Raw genomic sequence first — 15,022 nt, forward strand, 5'->3', positions numbered from 1 at the left:
TTCAAAGGGACAAAGGGACAAAGGTTCAGAGGTTTTCTACAAGGTCTATAGTCTTTTTTCTTTATTCTTTATTCTATTCTCTTGATTCTATATCTCTTCACTAGATATTAATTTTCCGACTTCTCGCAACCACTAGCCACTGATCACAAATCTGCTGTTCGCTATTGACTACCTGAACGGAATCATACAATGCGCAAGTGGGACAAACGTGGTAGGGCTGCGCATAAATAGTATCACCAATCGCATAGTTATTTTCACCACGATTTTCGATGATCAGATGTTCTTCAGAATGTGAAATTGGAATTAGGTTATTGTCATTTAAAATGACCAGTCTTTTATCGATAGGATTTTCAGAAGCAACGGCTTTGTAGCCAATGTCAATGCAAAACGTAGTATCGGTTGGTTTTGAGATGATAGTTCCAACGATTACCAAAGCGGGTTCGAAATTTTGCTCCGGTAAGTTAATTTGATAGTTGGAATCCCAGAAGACAAAAGTTCCCGGACTGCATTCTACATTTTTCTGCGTGGCGTAAAAAGGAAAGGTGTTAGATCCTCCGGCTACAATTTTTAATTCATAACCCAGTTTTTTCTGTATAGCTTCAATTTCTTCGTTTATGCTAAAGAAGATATTTGAGGCAACCGAATTTCGATGTTCAATATCTCCTTTCAGGTGACCATCATACAGATGAATACCTGCAAAATGAATGTTTTTAAGTTTGATAATTTCGTCAATCAGCGCTTCCCAGTTTTTAGAAATTGAAATTCCGGTTCTGTTCATCCCGGAGTTCAGATCCAGGTAAAGGGTAAGTTTTAGATTGTTTTTATGTGCCGCAATATCCAGTGCTTTTGCGGATTCGTAATTGTCAACAATGGTTGAAAAAGCGGTAGCAGGATATTTTTTAAGTAACGAAATCCATCGCTCTTTTTTATTGCCTACAGGCTGATAGGCGAGAAGTACGTCTGCAATTTCGTGTATGGCAGCAAGTTCTGCTTCGGCAATTGTGGCGCATTTAACTTTGTTGATGTTATAGGTTTTAAACAAGTCCAGAATCTCCCCAATTTTGTGGGTTTTGATGTGTGGTCTTAATTTTTGAGTATCACCGTTCACAGATTCTATCAGACGTTCAATGTTGGTCTGAATACGATCTTCGTAAACGGCCAAAAATGGGGTGTCTACACGGATTTCGGAGCTAATTTTCCACCAATTGTTTTGCATAACTTAGTTTCTTGTTTTTTTGACAACTTCAATTAAATTTTGAAAAGCCTGAAGCGACTGCTCATAACTTAAATCGAGCATCATTTCTTTTGTAAATAAATTAGAACCAATTCCAACGCAAACCACTCCCGATTTGAACCATGATTTCAGGTTGCTTTCTTCTAAGGTTACTCCGCCGGTCGGCATTATTTTTAAGTTTGGAAAAGGGGCTCTGATAGCTTTTACATATCCGGGACCACCAATTTTATCGGCTGGAAAAAGTTTTACAATTTCGGCACCTAATTTATTGGCATGGAGTATTTCGTTTAAGGTCGCGGCTCCGGGAATCCAGTAAATATTGTTTTTGAAACAGTAGTTCCCAATTTCCGGATCGGTATGTGGACAAACGATACAATCTGCTCCTAACTGATGAAAGGTTTCAGCATCCTGAACGCTTAATATTGATCCAACGGCTATCTTAACCTCTAAATTATTTGCTTTTTTAAAATGGATCATTTGGCTAAAAACTTCTTTAGCATCAGTTGCACGAGCAGCAAACTCGATAATTTTTATGCCAGCATCAGCCGCCGATTGCAAGACTATTTGGGCTGTTTCAATGTTGATTTGTGTCACTAACGGAAGTACACCTTGCGTTTTTAATATGCTGTACATGTTTTTGTTTTATCTGTTAATTCTGTTACTTGAGCCATTTTTAATAAAATGATTTACTTCGTCAGGAGTGCTTATCGCGAAATCTCCATGAATACTTTGTTTGATGACACCACAGGCAGTTGCCCATTCGATGCAATCCTGACCGGATAATTTATGAGTCAGTCCGTATAATAATCCTGCGTTGAAGGCATCACCGGAACCTATCTGATCTGTTACCGCATGAATTTTATGTTCAGATGTCTGATAAAAATTGCCTTCATGAATGAGTAATCCTTTGTATAAATGTGCCGGCCCGTCAGACTTTCTGAAACTCATGGCAAGTGTTTTTAGAAAAGGCATTTTTGCTTTTAACAATTCGAATGTCTTTTGAAAACGGTCGGCATCCGATTCTCGTGTGTCGGTTTTTATTCCGAAATAAATTTCAATCGCATCTAAATCGGCAACTGTAATGGTACTGTATTGAAGCAGATCAGGCATGACTTCTGACGGATGCTTTCCGTATTGCCATAATTTGGAACGGTAGTTAAAGTCGGAAGAAATAGGGAGTCCTTTTTGATGTGCCGCGAGAATGGCTTCTTTACAAACCAGAGTTGCTTCATGCGAAACTCCCGGACTTATTCCGGACCAATGAAAATGGGTGACATCGGCCAAAGCCAAATCCCAGTTAATCTGATCTTTTTGTATGGTCGAGAAAGACGAATTGCTTCGGTCGTAAATCACTTGTGATTGTCGGATTTGATTTCCGGCTTCGACAAAATATAAACCTAAACGGTCTCCGCCATAAACACATTTCGAGGTGTTTACTTTGTATTTCTGAAGTTCGTTTACAGCCAATTGCGCTAAGTCATTTTGAGGTAATCGGGTAATGTAATCGGTAGGTATTCCTAGTTGGGAAAGCAAAACACAAACATTTGCCTCGGCACCACCCACGTAAACTTTTATTTCGTTGGCCTGTGTAAATCGATTTCCGTTGGCAACATTCATCCGGAGTAATAATTCACCGAAAGTTGCGATTTTTGTTTGTGAGGTATTTGTATTCATGTTTTTTGTTTTTTTGCCACAGATTATATGGATTTCAAGGATTTATTAAAGGTACGGTTAATTTTTTTTTAGCGAACTACTCGAACGATAGCGAACAGGCGAAGCAATTCACGAATTTTTAATTTACTGCCGTAGTGGTGAAATTCATAAATTGTTTCGTTTGTTCGTCACAACGGACGGAAAAATAATTCTTTTTAATCCTGTAATCTGTGGCATAACTTTTTTTAATATAATTCGAAAACGGCTTCAACCTCAACAGGAATATTGTCCGGTAAAGAGCCCATTCCTACGGCACTTCGTACTCCAATTCCGTTTTCGGGTCCCCAAACTTCAGCAAATAATTCACTGCAGCCGTTTATAACGTACGGATGTCTTAAGAACTCGCCATTGCAGTTCACCATTCCGAGTACTTTTATCACTTTTTTTACTTTGTTCAGACTTCCAAAATTGGTTACAATTGTAGAGAGCATGGTTAATCCGACTTGCCTTGCGGCTAATTTTCCTTCTTCGATGTCCATGTCATCGCCAATTCGGCCAATGATTAAGGATTTGTCGTCTCTTACAGGCCCGTGACCTGAAAGGTATAAATATTTACCATCAACTAAATAGGGCTTGTATATTCCTAAAGGCTGAGGCGCCGGAGGAAGAGACAATCCAAGGGTTTCAAATTTTTCTTGTGGTAATAAATTCATGATATTAATGTATTATAGAGTTTAAAATAAAAACGAAAATGATTCCTAAAACGGATACTAAGGATTCCATAACGGTCCATGATTTGAAAGTATCTTTCAGGCTGATGTTAAAATATTCTTTGAACATCCAGAAGCTTGGGTCGTTTACGTGAGAGCACATTAAACTTCCTGCTCCAACAGACAGTACTAATAGGTTAGGATCAAGTCCGGCTGTTTGTAATAAAGGCAATAGAACCGTGGCGGTCATTAATCCGGCCGCTGTTGCTGAACCTACACAAACACGAATAATTGCTGCCATCATCCATGCCAATAGATAAGGATGAATGTTTATTTGTGTTAAAGCTGTAACGATGGTTTCATTAACACCGCTCACAATCATGACTTCTTTCAGACCGCCGGCTCCTCCAACAATTAAAACGATTAAGGCAACATCTTTTATCGCAACGGCATAGTCCTCCATTACAGAGGTGATGCTGCGGTTCATTCGGATGCCTAAAGTATAAGTACAGATCAGTAAAGAGATCAACATGATCATGCTCGGTTCTCCGATTGTTTTGCAGATATCAGCCAGAGTTTCATTTTTAGAAATCATGGGTACTATCGAGGTCACTGTTAATCCGAAAACCGGAAATAAAGCAGAAAACAAACTCAGTGAAAAACTCGGAAGTTTGCCTTCGTTTACAACTTCTTCAACATTTAAGATTTCGTGATCCGATTCGGTTTTGATGTTTTTGAGTAAATTCGAAAACAATAAACCTGCAATAAAAATGGTTGGTATGGCGATGATAATTCCATAAACTAAAACGAGTCCAAGATCGGCATTAAAAATACTGCTTAAAGCCATGGGTGACGGATGTGGGGGTAAGAAACCGTGTGCTACTGAAAGCGACGCCAGCATTGGAATACCGAGATATACTTTTGACAGCTTAAATTGATGGGCTACTGAGAAGATTAAGGGTACTAACAAAACAAAACCAACACTATAAAATAGAGGTATCCCAACAATAAATCCGGTAATCATTAAGCCAAGGCGAACGTATTTTTTACCCGTCCATCCCATAACCGTTTTAGCAATAACATTGGCGGCACCTGATGAAACGGTAAGTTTACCAATACAGGTTCCGAAAACAATAATCAGCGTAATAGATCCTAACATTTCGCCCAAACCTTTTTGTACAGTTTGTGATAAAGTGTTTATCGGCAGACCTAAAAAAAGGCCTGCTAATAAAGCTGTTATGATAAAGGCGATAAACGGATTGATTTTAAGCCAGGCGATCTGGACGATTAGAAACGCAATGCATGCCGTAAGAATTAAAATGCTCATTTATCTATTTGTATTATTAACTCCGTTGAGAGTAATTCGTTTAAAATTTATTAAACACATAGTAACATAGATTTTTTTACTTAATAAAAGAATAACAAAAAAGTCAGCTTTTAAAACATAGTCCCGATGCATCGGGATGCGTATTAATGCAAGTGAAACATCTTTTTAGGATTGCAGAATCTATGTTTCTATGTGTTTGATTTTGTCAACGGTTATTATTTTTATTTATCCCACCAGATTCTTGTAGTAAACGCATCAGGTCCCTGACGTTTAACTGCTTCTGCTAAGTTAGCTGAATTCACGGAATATTCACTTACCGGGTATTTGATACGTCTCGGAATGGTTCCGTTTGTAACATTTCCGGGAAAGTTTATCGGGACTAATGCAGGATACCCGGTTCTTCTCCAGTTGGCATAAATTTCCTGCTCGTCTACAAACAATGCGATCCAGATCTGGCTGTGTATCTGATTCATCTTTTGGTCAAAAGTTCCTGCCACATTATACGGATTTGTTGTTAGATACGCTGTTGCGTCGGTAATAGCATAAGCTGCACCGTAAATTCCCATGTTCAGGAAAGATGCTTTTACAGCTTTCTCATATAAATCTTTATCGGTTTCAGCGGTGTACCATCCTCTTATGGCTGCTTCGGCCAGGTAAAGATTAGTCTCGGCATTGCTCAGGATCATCATCGGAGCATCGTATCGGAACACAGTACTTTGGTTAGGTTCAGAATAAGTACCTTGTTCTGCCGGAGACGGAGCCGTTTTAGTTCCGTTCGGAAAACCTTTTTGTACTGCAGGATCTGTATTTTGTACCGTTCCCTGCCAAACACCAGAATAAACACTAAGTCTTGGATCTGAAGTAGCTTTTAGTACATCGATGAAAGTTTTGGCCAGTTTTCCGCCTTCTGTATTTTTTTGTCCAAAGGAGTCTTTGGCAAAATCAAGACTTCTGGAGTCAATACCGGCAGGATTTCTGTTGAAATCATTTGGCCCATCAGTGTATTTAATAAGCGCATTGTCCGTTCCGTTTACGATTACTCCACCGGTAATGGCTTTTGTTACCCAGGTTTTGGATAATGCAGGATCAACTTTTGAAAGTCGTAAACCAAGACGAAGCATTAAGGAGTAAGAAAACTTCTTCCATTTGGCGATATTGCCTTCATAAATAAAATCGGCCTTGCCAAAACTTGCTTTGGCCGGATCTAAGGCTGCTGCTGCTTCATCAAGTTCTTTTAGTAAGTCCTTATAGATGAATTCCTGACTGTCGTATTTTGGAAGAAAATGTTCGTTAGTATAAGCTTTTGATGCCTCGGTATAAGGAATGTCTCCATATAAATCGGTCATACGGTGGTAGATATAGGCTTTCCAGATTCTTGCGATATTGAGTTTGTTGCTCTCGACCGGATTATCTTTTAAAGTGTTAATTACCGTTTGGATTTCATTGACAGCAGTTGGATAACCTCTGTTGAAGTAAGCAGAATAGTAAGACTCGTTGTTTAAGTACTTGTCTCCCACACCTGATGCTTCTTTGTAGGTAGCATAATGCTGGAGCATACCTCCGCATTGCAGCACGTTTGTAAAAAAGTAGTTGTTGTTTAGGCCATCAAGTTGTGACTGACTAAAAATAAAAGTCGCATTTGGTACTTCAACCGAATTGGGGTTGGTGTTGATTTCTTCAAAATCTTTGGTGCAGGCTGTCATACTTCCTAAAAGTATACCTGCCATATATAAAATGGTTCTTTTTTTCATGGTTTTGTTCTTTAAAATTTAACATTTAAACTTAGTCCGAAACTTCTTGTTCTAGGTACTCCAAATTGCTCTATACCCTGAGCATTTCCTGCACTAAACACAGATTCAGGATCCACATTTGGAGTTTTCTTGTAAAGAATGAACAGGTTTCTTGCAATAAAAGAAACTGAGGCTCCCTGAAGTTTGGATAAAAAACCGAATTTTTCAATTGGCAGTTGATAGCCAATAATTACTTGTCTTAGTTTTATGAAACTGGCATCGTAAACGAAATATGAAGATATGTTTCTTAAACCGTCATAATAAGTTCTTAGATCTGCCGGCGCAATAACCATATTTACAGGATTTCCTTTAGGATCAACACCTGAAATTGGCAATCCGTTCTCACGACCTTCCAGTGTCATTTTGGTCAACCCCATACGGGTTCCGTACAAGTCAGTTCCGGAGTATAAATCTCCACCAAATTTACCGTCAATTAAAAAGCTGAACGATACTGATTTGTATTTAAATTCATTACTGATACCTGCCGACCAGGGATGAACACCCTGACCCAATTCTTCAAGAGGACCTTGTGCGACAGTTGCCGTATTGCCGCTTACATTATACACTGTGTTGCCATTGGCATCTTTAAGAGGTTTGTAACCTTTTATAGTACTGTAAGGACGACCAACGTCGCTGTTCACGGTGACATATCCGTTCACAGAAGTTGCCATAGTAAGCGAATTCAATTGACCAGTAAGTGATTCAACGGTGTTTTTGTTGTAAGATCCGTTAATGCTGGCTTCCCATGAAAAGTTATCGTTGTTAATGATTTTTCCGCTCAGTAAAAGTTCAACTCCGGTGTTTTTCATTTTTCCAAGATTCAGTAATGCGGTTCTTGCTCCTGAGGCGTTGGAGATGGTAGTTTCTACAATGTCATTTGTGGTTTCGCGATTGTACCAGGCAAAATCAAGATTTAAGCGATTGTTGAAGAATCCCATGTCTGTTCCAACCTCCACAGTTGTTGAAGTTAATGGACTTAGTGTCGAATTTGGAACTCTTGAACCTGTTGTACTTTGTAAGTATTGACCGTTATGTCCACCCTGAATCATAGAGTAGGATTGGTTTAAGGCGTATGGGTCCGGAGTAGCTCCACCAACTTGTGCCCAGGAAGCTCTTACTTTGCTGAATGAAATCCATTCCGGCATTTTTACAATGTCTGAAAGAATTACGCTTGTTCCTACTGACGGATAGAATATCTTATTGTTGTCTTTTGAAAGGGTAGAAAACCAGTCCTGACGTCCAGTAAAGTTTAAGAAAACCACATTTTTATAATCTAAATCTGCGGCAGCGTACACAGAATTTGTTTTGGTTTTTCCATACGGATAAGCATAGGTTATGGTGGCTAAGTTGGTTAAAGAGTAGAAATCGTCTAATATAAAATTAGATCCGTCTATTCTCACTTCATCTCTTACATTGGTACGGGAGTTAACTCCAAGCAAAGCATTCAAAGAGAAATCTTTGTAGATGTTTTTCTTAGTGTAGTTCAGAATGGCTTCAGAGTTTAAATTGGATAATTTAACTTTTGATCCCTGTCCGTATCCAACAGGATTGTTTAAACTTGTTTTAGGAATGTAGGCGTAAAAATCGTAATTCGTATAGTCTTGCCCGATTCTTCCCTGAAGGAATAATTCGGGAGTAAAGTTCACTTTTACGTTTAGCATACCGATAAAGCGGTTTTTGGTATCGTTGTTTTTAATTTTATTAACGGCGAAGTAAGGGTTGGTAGCCACTGCAACGGGATTCCAGGCTACCTCTCTGCCATTCGCATCATAACCCGGAGAAAGATTTCTAATGTCGACTGTATTGCCGATCATATAAGTTGCCCAGTTCGGATTTGCTTCTGCATCAGATACTGTAGTTCTGTTCTCTGTTTTGTCGATATTGTATTGTGCGACAACGTCAAATTTTAACCAGTTTGTTACGTTAACATTACTCGCAATGTTGACGCTTTTTCGATTAAAAGAAGTATTAGGTACAATACCCTGATTGTCCATATTCATAAACGAAAGACGTCCGGATGCTTTGTCGGTTCCTCCTGATAAAGCTAGAGAGTTGATAAATGTAGTTCCGGTTTGGTAGAAGTTTTTAATGTTATCTTTTTGAGGAGAGTAAGGTCTTTTTACACCGTCGAACTGAATTACGTCTGTCCCGTCCATTTTAGCTCCCCACGACCAGCGTCCGTATTCTATAGCCTTTGCTTGAGTTAATGGCTTTTGTCCTGCATCTCCGGATCCGTATTCATATTGCCAGTCCGGTTTAATAGCCGGAGTTTCAAAAGTGAAGGAAGTGTTGTATTCTGCACCAATTCCTTTTTGAGCTGATCCTCTTTTAGTCTGAATTAAGATCACACCGTTTGCAGCATTTGCACCATACAGTGCAGCAGCGGTTCCTCCTTTTAGTACCGTGATGCTTTTGATGTCATCGGGATTGATAACGGAAGTACCATCACCACGGTCTACGTTAATTCTTGGTGATCCCGGTGCATTTCCGGTACCTGGTAAGTTTAATTGTGTATTGTCTATTGGCAAGTCGTTTACAACGTACATCGGTTGATTGTTTCCGTTTAAGGAACCATTTCCACGAATTACAACTCTGGTTGATCCGGTTGGCCCTGTTGCAGTACCACTCACGTTTACACCGGCAATTTTTCCTGCCAGGGCACTAGTGATGTTCGTTTCTTTGGCTTTTGTAAATTCAGTTCCTTTAAGTTCGGTTACAGCATAAGAAATTGCTTTTGTACTTTTTTTAACTCCCAGTGCAGTTACTAAAACCTGTTCGAGTACATTTTCAGCAGGTTTTAAACTTATTACTACATCTGTGACCTTATCTAGTTTATACTCTAAAGTTCCGTAACCCATGTAAGAAATGATGATGTGAGTTTCATTTTCCGGAACATTTAGTTTAAATTTTCCTGTTTCATCGGTTATAGTAGCTGTTTTCGTATTGCCTTTGGCGTAAATAGTAGCTCCGGCAATTGGCATTCCATCGTCCTGACCAATGACTTGGCCCGAAATTTCAATCTGACTGCTTTTTTGTTCAAAGAGATGCGTTTTAATTGCAGTCTCTTTTGCATTTGCTGAGAAGATTACTCCCCCAATAAATACTAATGAAATTAGCTTTGCTTTCATAATACTTTGGTTTTCATGTTTTATTTTGGTTTTATTGGCGATCAAATATATAGATAATTTCTATTCATTTGCATTTTTTTTGCATAAAATGCATTTTTTTTGCAATATTTTTTTCTGAAGTGTTTTTATAATCCAAAAGAAATGAGGTTTCTAAAGGTGTTCTGAGAAAATTTTGCAGATTGAGTTTTTTTGGAAAGAATTTATTTTAATCTTAAAATTCGTATTTTTAGATTGGTAGGAATCGGTGATTTTGCTTGTTTTTGATCGGAAAGGCCTAAAAAAATACCATTCGCAATTCTTTATAAATTACGAATGGTATTAGGATCAACATGAAAGGAGTTGTGTTGGATAGGGTTTAGTAGTTTAATCTACATCCCACCAAAGTTTAGCAAACCAGCTGTTGTTGTTGTATTTAGCACTGGCAGCAAGGTAGTTCTGTTTGTTAGCGGTAGATTCTTCAGGCGGATAGGGTAGTCTTGAAGGCATAATTCCGTTTGTTGTAGATCTTACAGTGGTTATCTTAATCAAAGTTGGAAAATTTACGCGTCTGTAATTGCTATAAGCTTCCATTCCGTTTAAGAATAAAGTAAGCCATTGTTGTGTGGCAATTTCTTCCAATTCTTTTCCGGGGGTAAGATTTTTAGTAGCAAGAAAAGCAGTAATAGCGTTGTTGTCGATAATGCTGGCATCTTTAAAAATAATCCATTGTCTGATTCCGGCTTCAATTCCTTTTTTGTAAAGAGTTTTGATGTCGCCTGTGTATAGATTTCTAAAAGAAGCTTCTGCCAAAAGGAGTTGTGTTTCAGAGTAGGTGAGATGCAGGTACGGAGCACTGTTTTCGTATAAATAAGGTTGTATTTTAGAAAGGCCATCGCTTCCTCCGGGTGCGAATTCGTATCCATAGATGTTTGGGTCAATACCAACATAATTGCCATTTACGGGTAAGAACCATATTTTTTTCCTCGGATCATCCCCCAGTGCGTTAAGTATCGTGATGGTAGCACGATCGAATAATTCATTGCCTTTAAAGGCGTGAGAAAGTCCATTACCATTGTTTGTTGCCCCACTTGTTTCCGGAAGTGTCGAGTCGTGTTTCATGAAACAATTGTCATCATTGCTCGTAAATATACCATTGGTAACGGCTTTTTGAATTTGCTCTTTGGCAAGGGCAGGATCTGCTTTTGAAATCCTCATCGCGCAGCGTAATCTCAATGAATTAACCATTTTTTTCCATTTTGAGATATCGCCAGCATAAAAAATATCCCCTCTTATCGGATCTGTACCTGATTGTAGTTGGTTATAAGCTTCGTCCAGAAGTTTAAAAAAGTCAGTGTAGATATCCTTTTGGCTGTCGTATTTGGGATAGAGAACTACTTTGTGATAGCCTAAACCTGCTTCAAAATACGGGATGTCTCCGTATAAATCTGTGAGACGCTGGAATGCCATTACTTTAAGTGTTTTTGCTAAGGCATTCATATTTTTGTATTCTGGTTTTCCGTTGGTTTTTTCAGTGAGATCTACTACATTGCGTATTAAGCCTCCGCCATAATTTGCGTTCCAAAGTGCTCCCTGATATTCCGTATTTGCAGCATAGAAAGAGCCGTAAGTTGTAGTTGCCCATGCTGCTCCTAAGTGCTGCACAAATCCTTCGCCATAAATAAGATTGGCTCTCCACTGTTCAAAGATTCCGCCAGAAAGGGCAGCCTCGACTCCGGTTAATTGTAAATGAGGAGCTACACCTAAGAAAGATTCCGGATTGGTATTAGTTTCTCTAAAAAGTTCATCGTCTGCGCAATTGGTTGTGCTAAGCAATAAAATTACACCCAGCATACAGTTTGTTAAATGTGTTATATGTTTTTTCATTAGGATCAAATTTGAGTGTTAGAATGATAATTGTAAGTTAAAACCATAAGATCTTCTATAAGGCAAAGAACCATATTCAAACCCTTGCCCGTTTCCGTTCGTATAGGTAGATTCGGGATCGATGTTCGGAACTTTAGAATATACATTCCATAGGTTTCTTCCGATAATAGAAAATTTAAATCTTTCGAATCCTGTGCCTTTTAGCCATTTTTTTGGAAAATCGTAACCTATAGAGACTTCTCTCAGTTTTACGTAAGAGGCATCATAAACAAAAGGTTCCGGTGTAGTGTTGTCGCCATATAAACTTCTCCAGTACGTTTGTGGGTTGACATATCGGGTGTTATTTTGGTATCCGGTTACATTGCCTGTGTTGTCTCTAACTTCGGTTACTCCAGGGACAATAAGACCTGCAGTTGGGGTTAACTGGCCTATTTGATTTAATGTTTTTCCTGCTGCGACCTGCTCGGCAACCCATGCGTTGTACCCGTCTCTTCCTTCTAAGGTTTCATTTGTTAGTCCATTATAAGCGGCATAAGCATTAGTCATGGAATAAACTTTACCTCCAAATTTCATGTCAAAATTGGCTCGAAGACTAATTCCTTTGTATGAAAATTCGTTTGTTACACCGCCGATCCAGTCCGGAGCAGTTCTGCCTAAACTCTCATAACCATCAGTTAAAAGTGGAAGCCCGTTAGATCCAATAATGACTTGACCATCTGGGGATCTCTGGAACTTTCTTCCGTAAATTTCGGTAGAACTTTCTCCTACTTTGGCTACAATTTGTGCACCGGCCCATCTTGCATTGGATACTACCTGAAGATCAGTTTGATCGGTTAGTTCAAGTAAAGTATTTCTGTTTTTTGCAAAGTTCAGAGTCATGTCCCAATTGAAACCGTCGGGATTTCTAAAAATTCCTCCGGTTATTAAGGCCTCAAAACCTTTGTTCTCAACTGCACCGGCATTGGCATTTATGCCTACAAAGCCAGAGGCCTGCGAAACGTTTAATACGATGAGCTGATTTTTAGTTCGGGTGTAGTAATAAGATAAATCAAGCTGTAGACGATTTTTGAAAAAACCTAAGTCAGCTCCTACTTCGTAACTTGTTGTGAATTCTGGCTTTAAGTGGTTGTTCGGAAGTATGCTGTTCGTTATAGAGCCTATAGAATTGCCTAATAGGGGTTTAGATTGTATGTTGTAATAAAGAGCTGTGTTGTAAGGTGTTTCCAGTGCTTTTGCAGTTCCGGCCCATGAAGCTCTAATTTTTCCAAAAGTTAATACATCGCTTTTAATGTCGAAACCATCAGTAAAGATAAAACTGGAGGATACTGACGGGTAGAAGTAGGAATAATTATTGTTACCCGCTGTGCCAACAGCCGTGGCTAAAGTGGAATTCCAGTCGTTACGTCCGGTAAAGTCTAAAAACAGATAGTTTTTATAATTAGTTCTTAAGTACGAGTATACTGAGCGTACGAGTATTTCGTCGTTTGTTTTTGGGCTCAGAATACTGGATACGAAATTAGCTTGTTTATTGATTCCGTTTGTAATCATATCACTAAGTGCAACTCCTGAAATTATTCTTTGAGAGTTTCTTTGATTGGCTCCAACACCAAAGGTTACGTTAAAATCGCCAAACGTTTTTTGAGCGTTCAATAAGGCTTCTGTGTTGTATTCCTGAAAGGTAGTGTTGTTGTTTATCAGGGAGCCATTTTGTCTGGAGTTCCAGGTGCTTCCAGCGTTAACAAAATCAGAACTTTCAAATGTAAAACGGTCAATTCCGGCCCTAGCTGTAGCGCTTAGCCAATTGGTAATGGCGTAAGTGGCACTGAAATTTCCTAGAATTCGATTTTTTTGCGTTTCGTTTTTATTTTCGTTTAGTACAAAATAAGGATTTAGTCGGTTGGGGTCTGAGTTCCAAGGGTAATATATGCCGTTTGGGTTTTCGTAATTTTTTAACCAGGCCTGATCGATATTTGGGGCTATTGCAGCTACAGATAATCCGAGGTTGCCGGCATCGTCGGATAATGAAGGTCTGTTGTCTGTGTTTTCAGTGATATAGCTAAATTTTGCATCCAGTGTCAGTTTCTGTATTTGTGAATTAACGCCTAATGTAAAAGTGTTTCTTTTTAAACCGCTTTTAGGAACTATGTCAGTGGCGTCAAGATTGGAGTAATTTAATCTAAAGCTGGTATTGTCTCCTCCTCCTGATAAACTAAAGCTATTGTTGACACTTACTCCAGTTCTGAAAAAATCTCTAGTGTTGTTTCTGACATTCTCATAAGGTTTGTAAGAACCGTCAAAAATTCGTGTTGTAGTATTGCCGGGCGATCCAAATTTTGGTCCCCATGCACTTGTAGTGGCATTTTTTGCATTCGCGATATCATTTGGATTTGGGAGTAGGCCATTTGATCCAGTACCATATTGTCTTTGAAAATCTTTATAGGTTGTATTAATTTGGTCAAACGTGGTTGTTCCGTTATATTCTGCTTTTAATGAGTTTTTTTTCCCTTTTTTGGTGGTAATAACGATAACTCCGTTGGCACCGCGCTCTCCGTAAAGTGCACTGGCGGCTCCCCCCTTCAGTACAGAAATGTTTTCGATGTCATCCATGTTTAAGCTGGATAATCCATCCCCATTATCGACTCCATCTGAATATCTTCCTGATTTAGAATCAGTGACCGAGGCTAGTCCCGTATTGCCTAAAGGAACTCCGTCTACAACAAATAGAGGTTGGTTGTCACCGCTAATAGATCGGTTTCCTCTTATTACAATGCGGGAACTGCTTCCAAAACCCCCTGTAGTTTGCGAAATGTTAACCCCTGCAACTTTTCCATATAAAGATTGTGCTACGCTTAGTGTGGGATTGTCTGCTAAATCTTTTCCTTTTATGTCCTGAAAAGAATAACCAAGTTCTTTTCTTTCTCTTTTGATGCCTAATGCGGTAACGACTACTCCAGAAAGGGCTGTTGCAGCAGCTTCTTTTAGTTTTATGTTGAGGTTGTTAGAATTGCCTATTAGGATATGTTGTGGTTCTAATCCTAAAAAGGAAATCGTAAGTGTTTTTCCTTCCTGTACGTCGATAGAGAATTTACCGTCAAAATCGGTTGTGGTACCTCTTTTTTCTTCTTTTATGCTTATGGATGCTCCCGGTATCGAGATGCCATTAGTATCGGTCACCGTTCCTTTGATGGTTTTTACTTGCGCCTGGGTGACCTGTATCGCAAAAAAGAACATAAATAATAAAATAGTTTGTTTCATTCTTTGGGTTTTTAGTTAGTTGAGGTTTATTGATTGATTGTTTTTTTGTTTCACTGGTGAGG

The 15,022-nt window shown here is 38.9% G+C and carries 9 protein-coding genes; all 9 read right to left on the bottom strand.

Translation table 11 applies throughout. The annotated features are described in order from the left end of the window. Window positions 1-100: 100 nt before the first annotated feature. The 9 genes from C245_RS0116495 to C245_RS0116535 all read right to left on the bottom strand — a co-directional run bounded on the left by C245_RS0116495 (window position 101) and on the right by C245_RS0116535 (window position 14,960). The gene (locus tag C245_RS0116495; protein WP_017497714.1) at window positions 101-1,216 is read right to left on the bottom strand and encodes a D-TA family PLP-dependent enzyme; all 1,116 of its coding nucleotides are present in this window, start codon (window positions 1,214-1,216) and stop codon (window positions 101-103) included. 3 nt (window positions 1,217-1,219) lie between these two features. After that, window positions 1,220-1,867, bottom strand: a complete 648-nt coding sequence (locus C245_RS0116500) for a bifunctional 4-hydroxy-2-oxoglutarate aldolase/2-dehydro-3-deoxy-phosphogluconate aldolase (RefSeq protein WP_017497715.1) — start codon at window positions 1,865-1,867, stop codon at window positions 1,220-1,222. Window positions 1,868-1,876: 9 nt separating this feature from the next. Next, a complete protein-coding gene (locus C245_RS0116505; protein WP_017497716.1) occupies window positions 1,877-2,908 on the bottom strand; it encodes a sugar kinase in 1,032 nt (343 codons plus the stop codon). A gap of 224 nt (window positions 2,909-3,132) precedes the next feature. Then, window positions 3,133-3,600 carry a RidA family protein gene (locus C245_RS0116510; protein WP_017497717.1) on the bottom strand — a complete coding sequence of 156 codons (468 nt, stop codon included), beginning with the start codon at window positions 3,598-3,600 and terminating at the stop codon, window positions 3,133-3,135. Between the two features lie 4 nt (window positions 3,601-3,604). After that, window positions 3,605-4,924 (bottom strand): GntP family permease, encoded by a 1,320-nt coding sequence (locus tag C245_RS0116515; RefSeq protein ID WP_017497718.1) that lies wholly within the window; start codon window positions 4,922-4,924, stop codon window positions 3,605-3,607. Window positions 4,925-5,145: 221 nt separating this feature from the next. After that, entirely contained in the window at window positions 5,146-6,675 is a 1,530-nt protein-coding gene (locus tag C245_RS0116520) for a SusD/RagB family nutrient-binding outer membrane lipoprotein (RefSeq protein ID WP_017497719.1), read from the bottom strand. An 11-nt stretch (window positions 6,676-6,686) separates the two neighbouring features. Then, on the bottom strand, window positions 6,687-9,842 hold the full coding sequence (locus tag C245_RS0116525) for a SusC/RagA family TonB-linked outer membrane protein (protein WP_026110116.1): 3,156 nt from the start codon (window positions 9,840-9,842) through the stop codon (window positions 6,687-6,689). Window positions 9,843-10,205: 363 nt separating this feature from the next. Continuing rightward, complete coding sequence (locus C245_RS0116530) at window positions 10,206-11,705, bottom strand: SusD/RagB family nutrient-binding outer membrane lipoprotein (protein ID WP_017497721.1); 1,500 nt, start codon at window positions 11,703-11,705, stop codon at window positions 10,206-10,208. Between the two features lie 18 nt (window positions 11,706-11,723). Then, window positions 11,724-14,960 carry a SusC/RagA family TonB-linked outer membrane protein gene (locus C245_RS0116535; protein ID WP_081603543.1) on the bottom strand — a complete coding sequence of 1,079 codons (3,237 nt, stop codon included), beginning with the start codon at window positions 14,958-14,960 and terminating at the stop codon, window positions 11,724-11,726. Window positions 14,961-15,022: the final 62 nt, after the last annotated feature.

This window comes from Flavobacterium sp. WG21, from assembly GCF_000335775.1.
GTDB classification, from domain to species: Bacteria; Bacteroidota; Bacteroidia; order Flavobacteriales; family Flavobacteriaceae; genus Flavobacterium; species Flavobacterium tructae.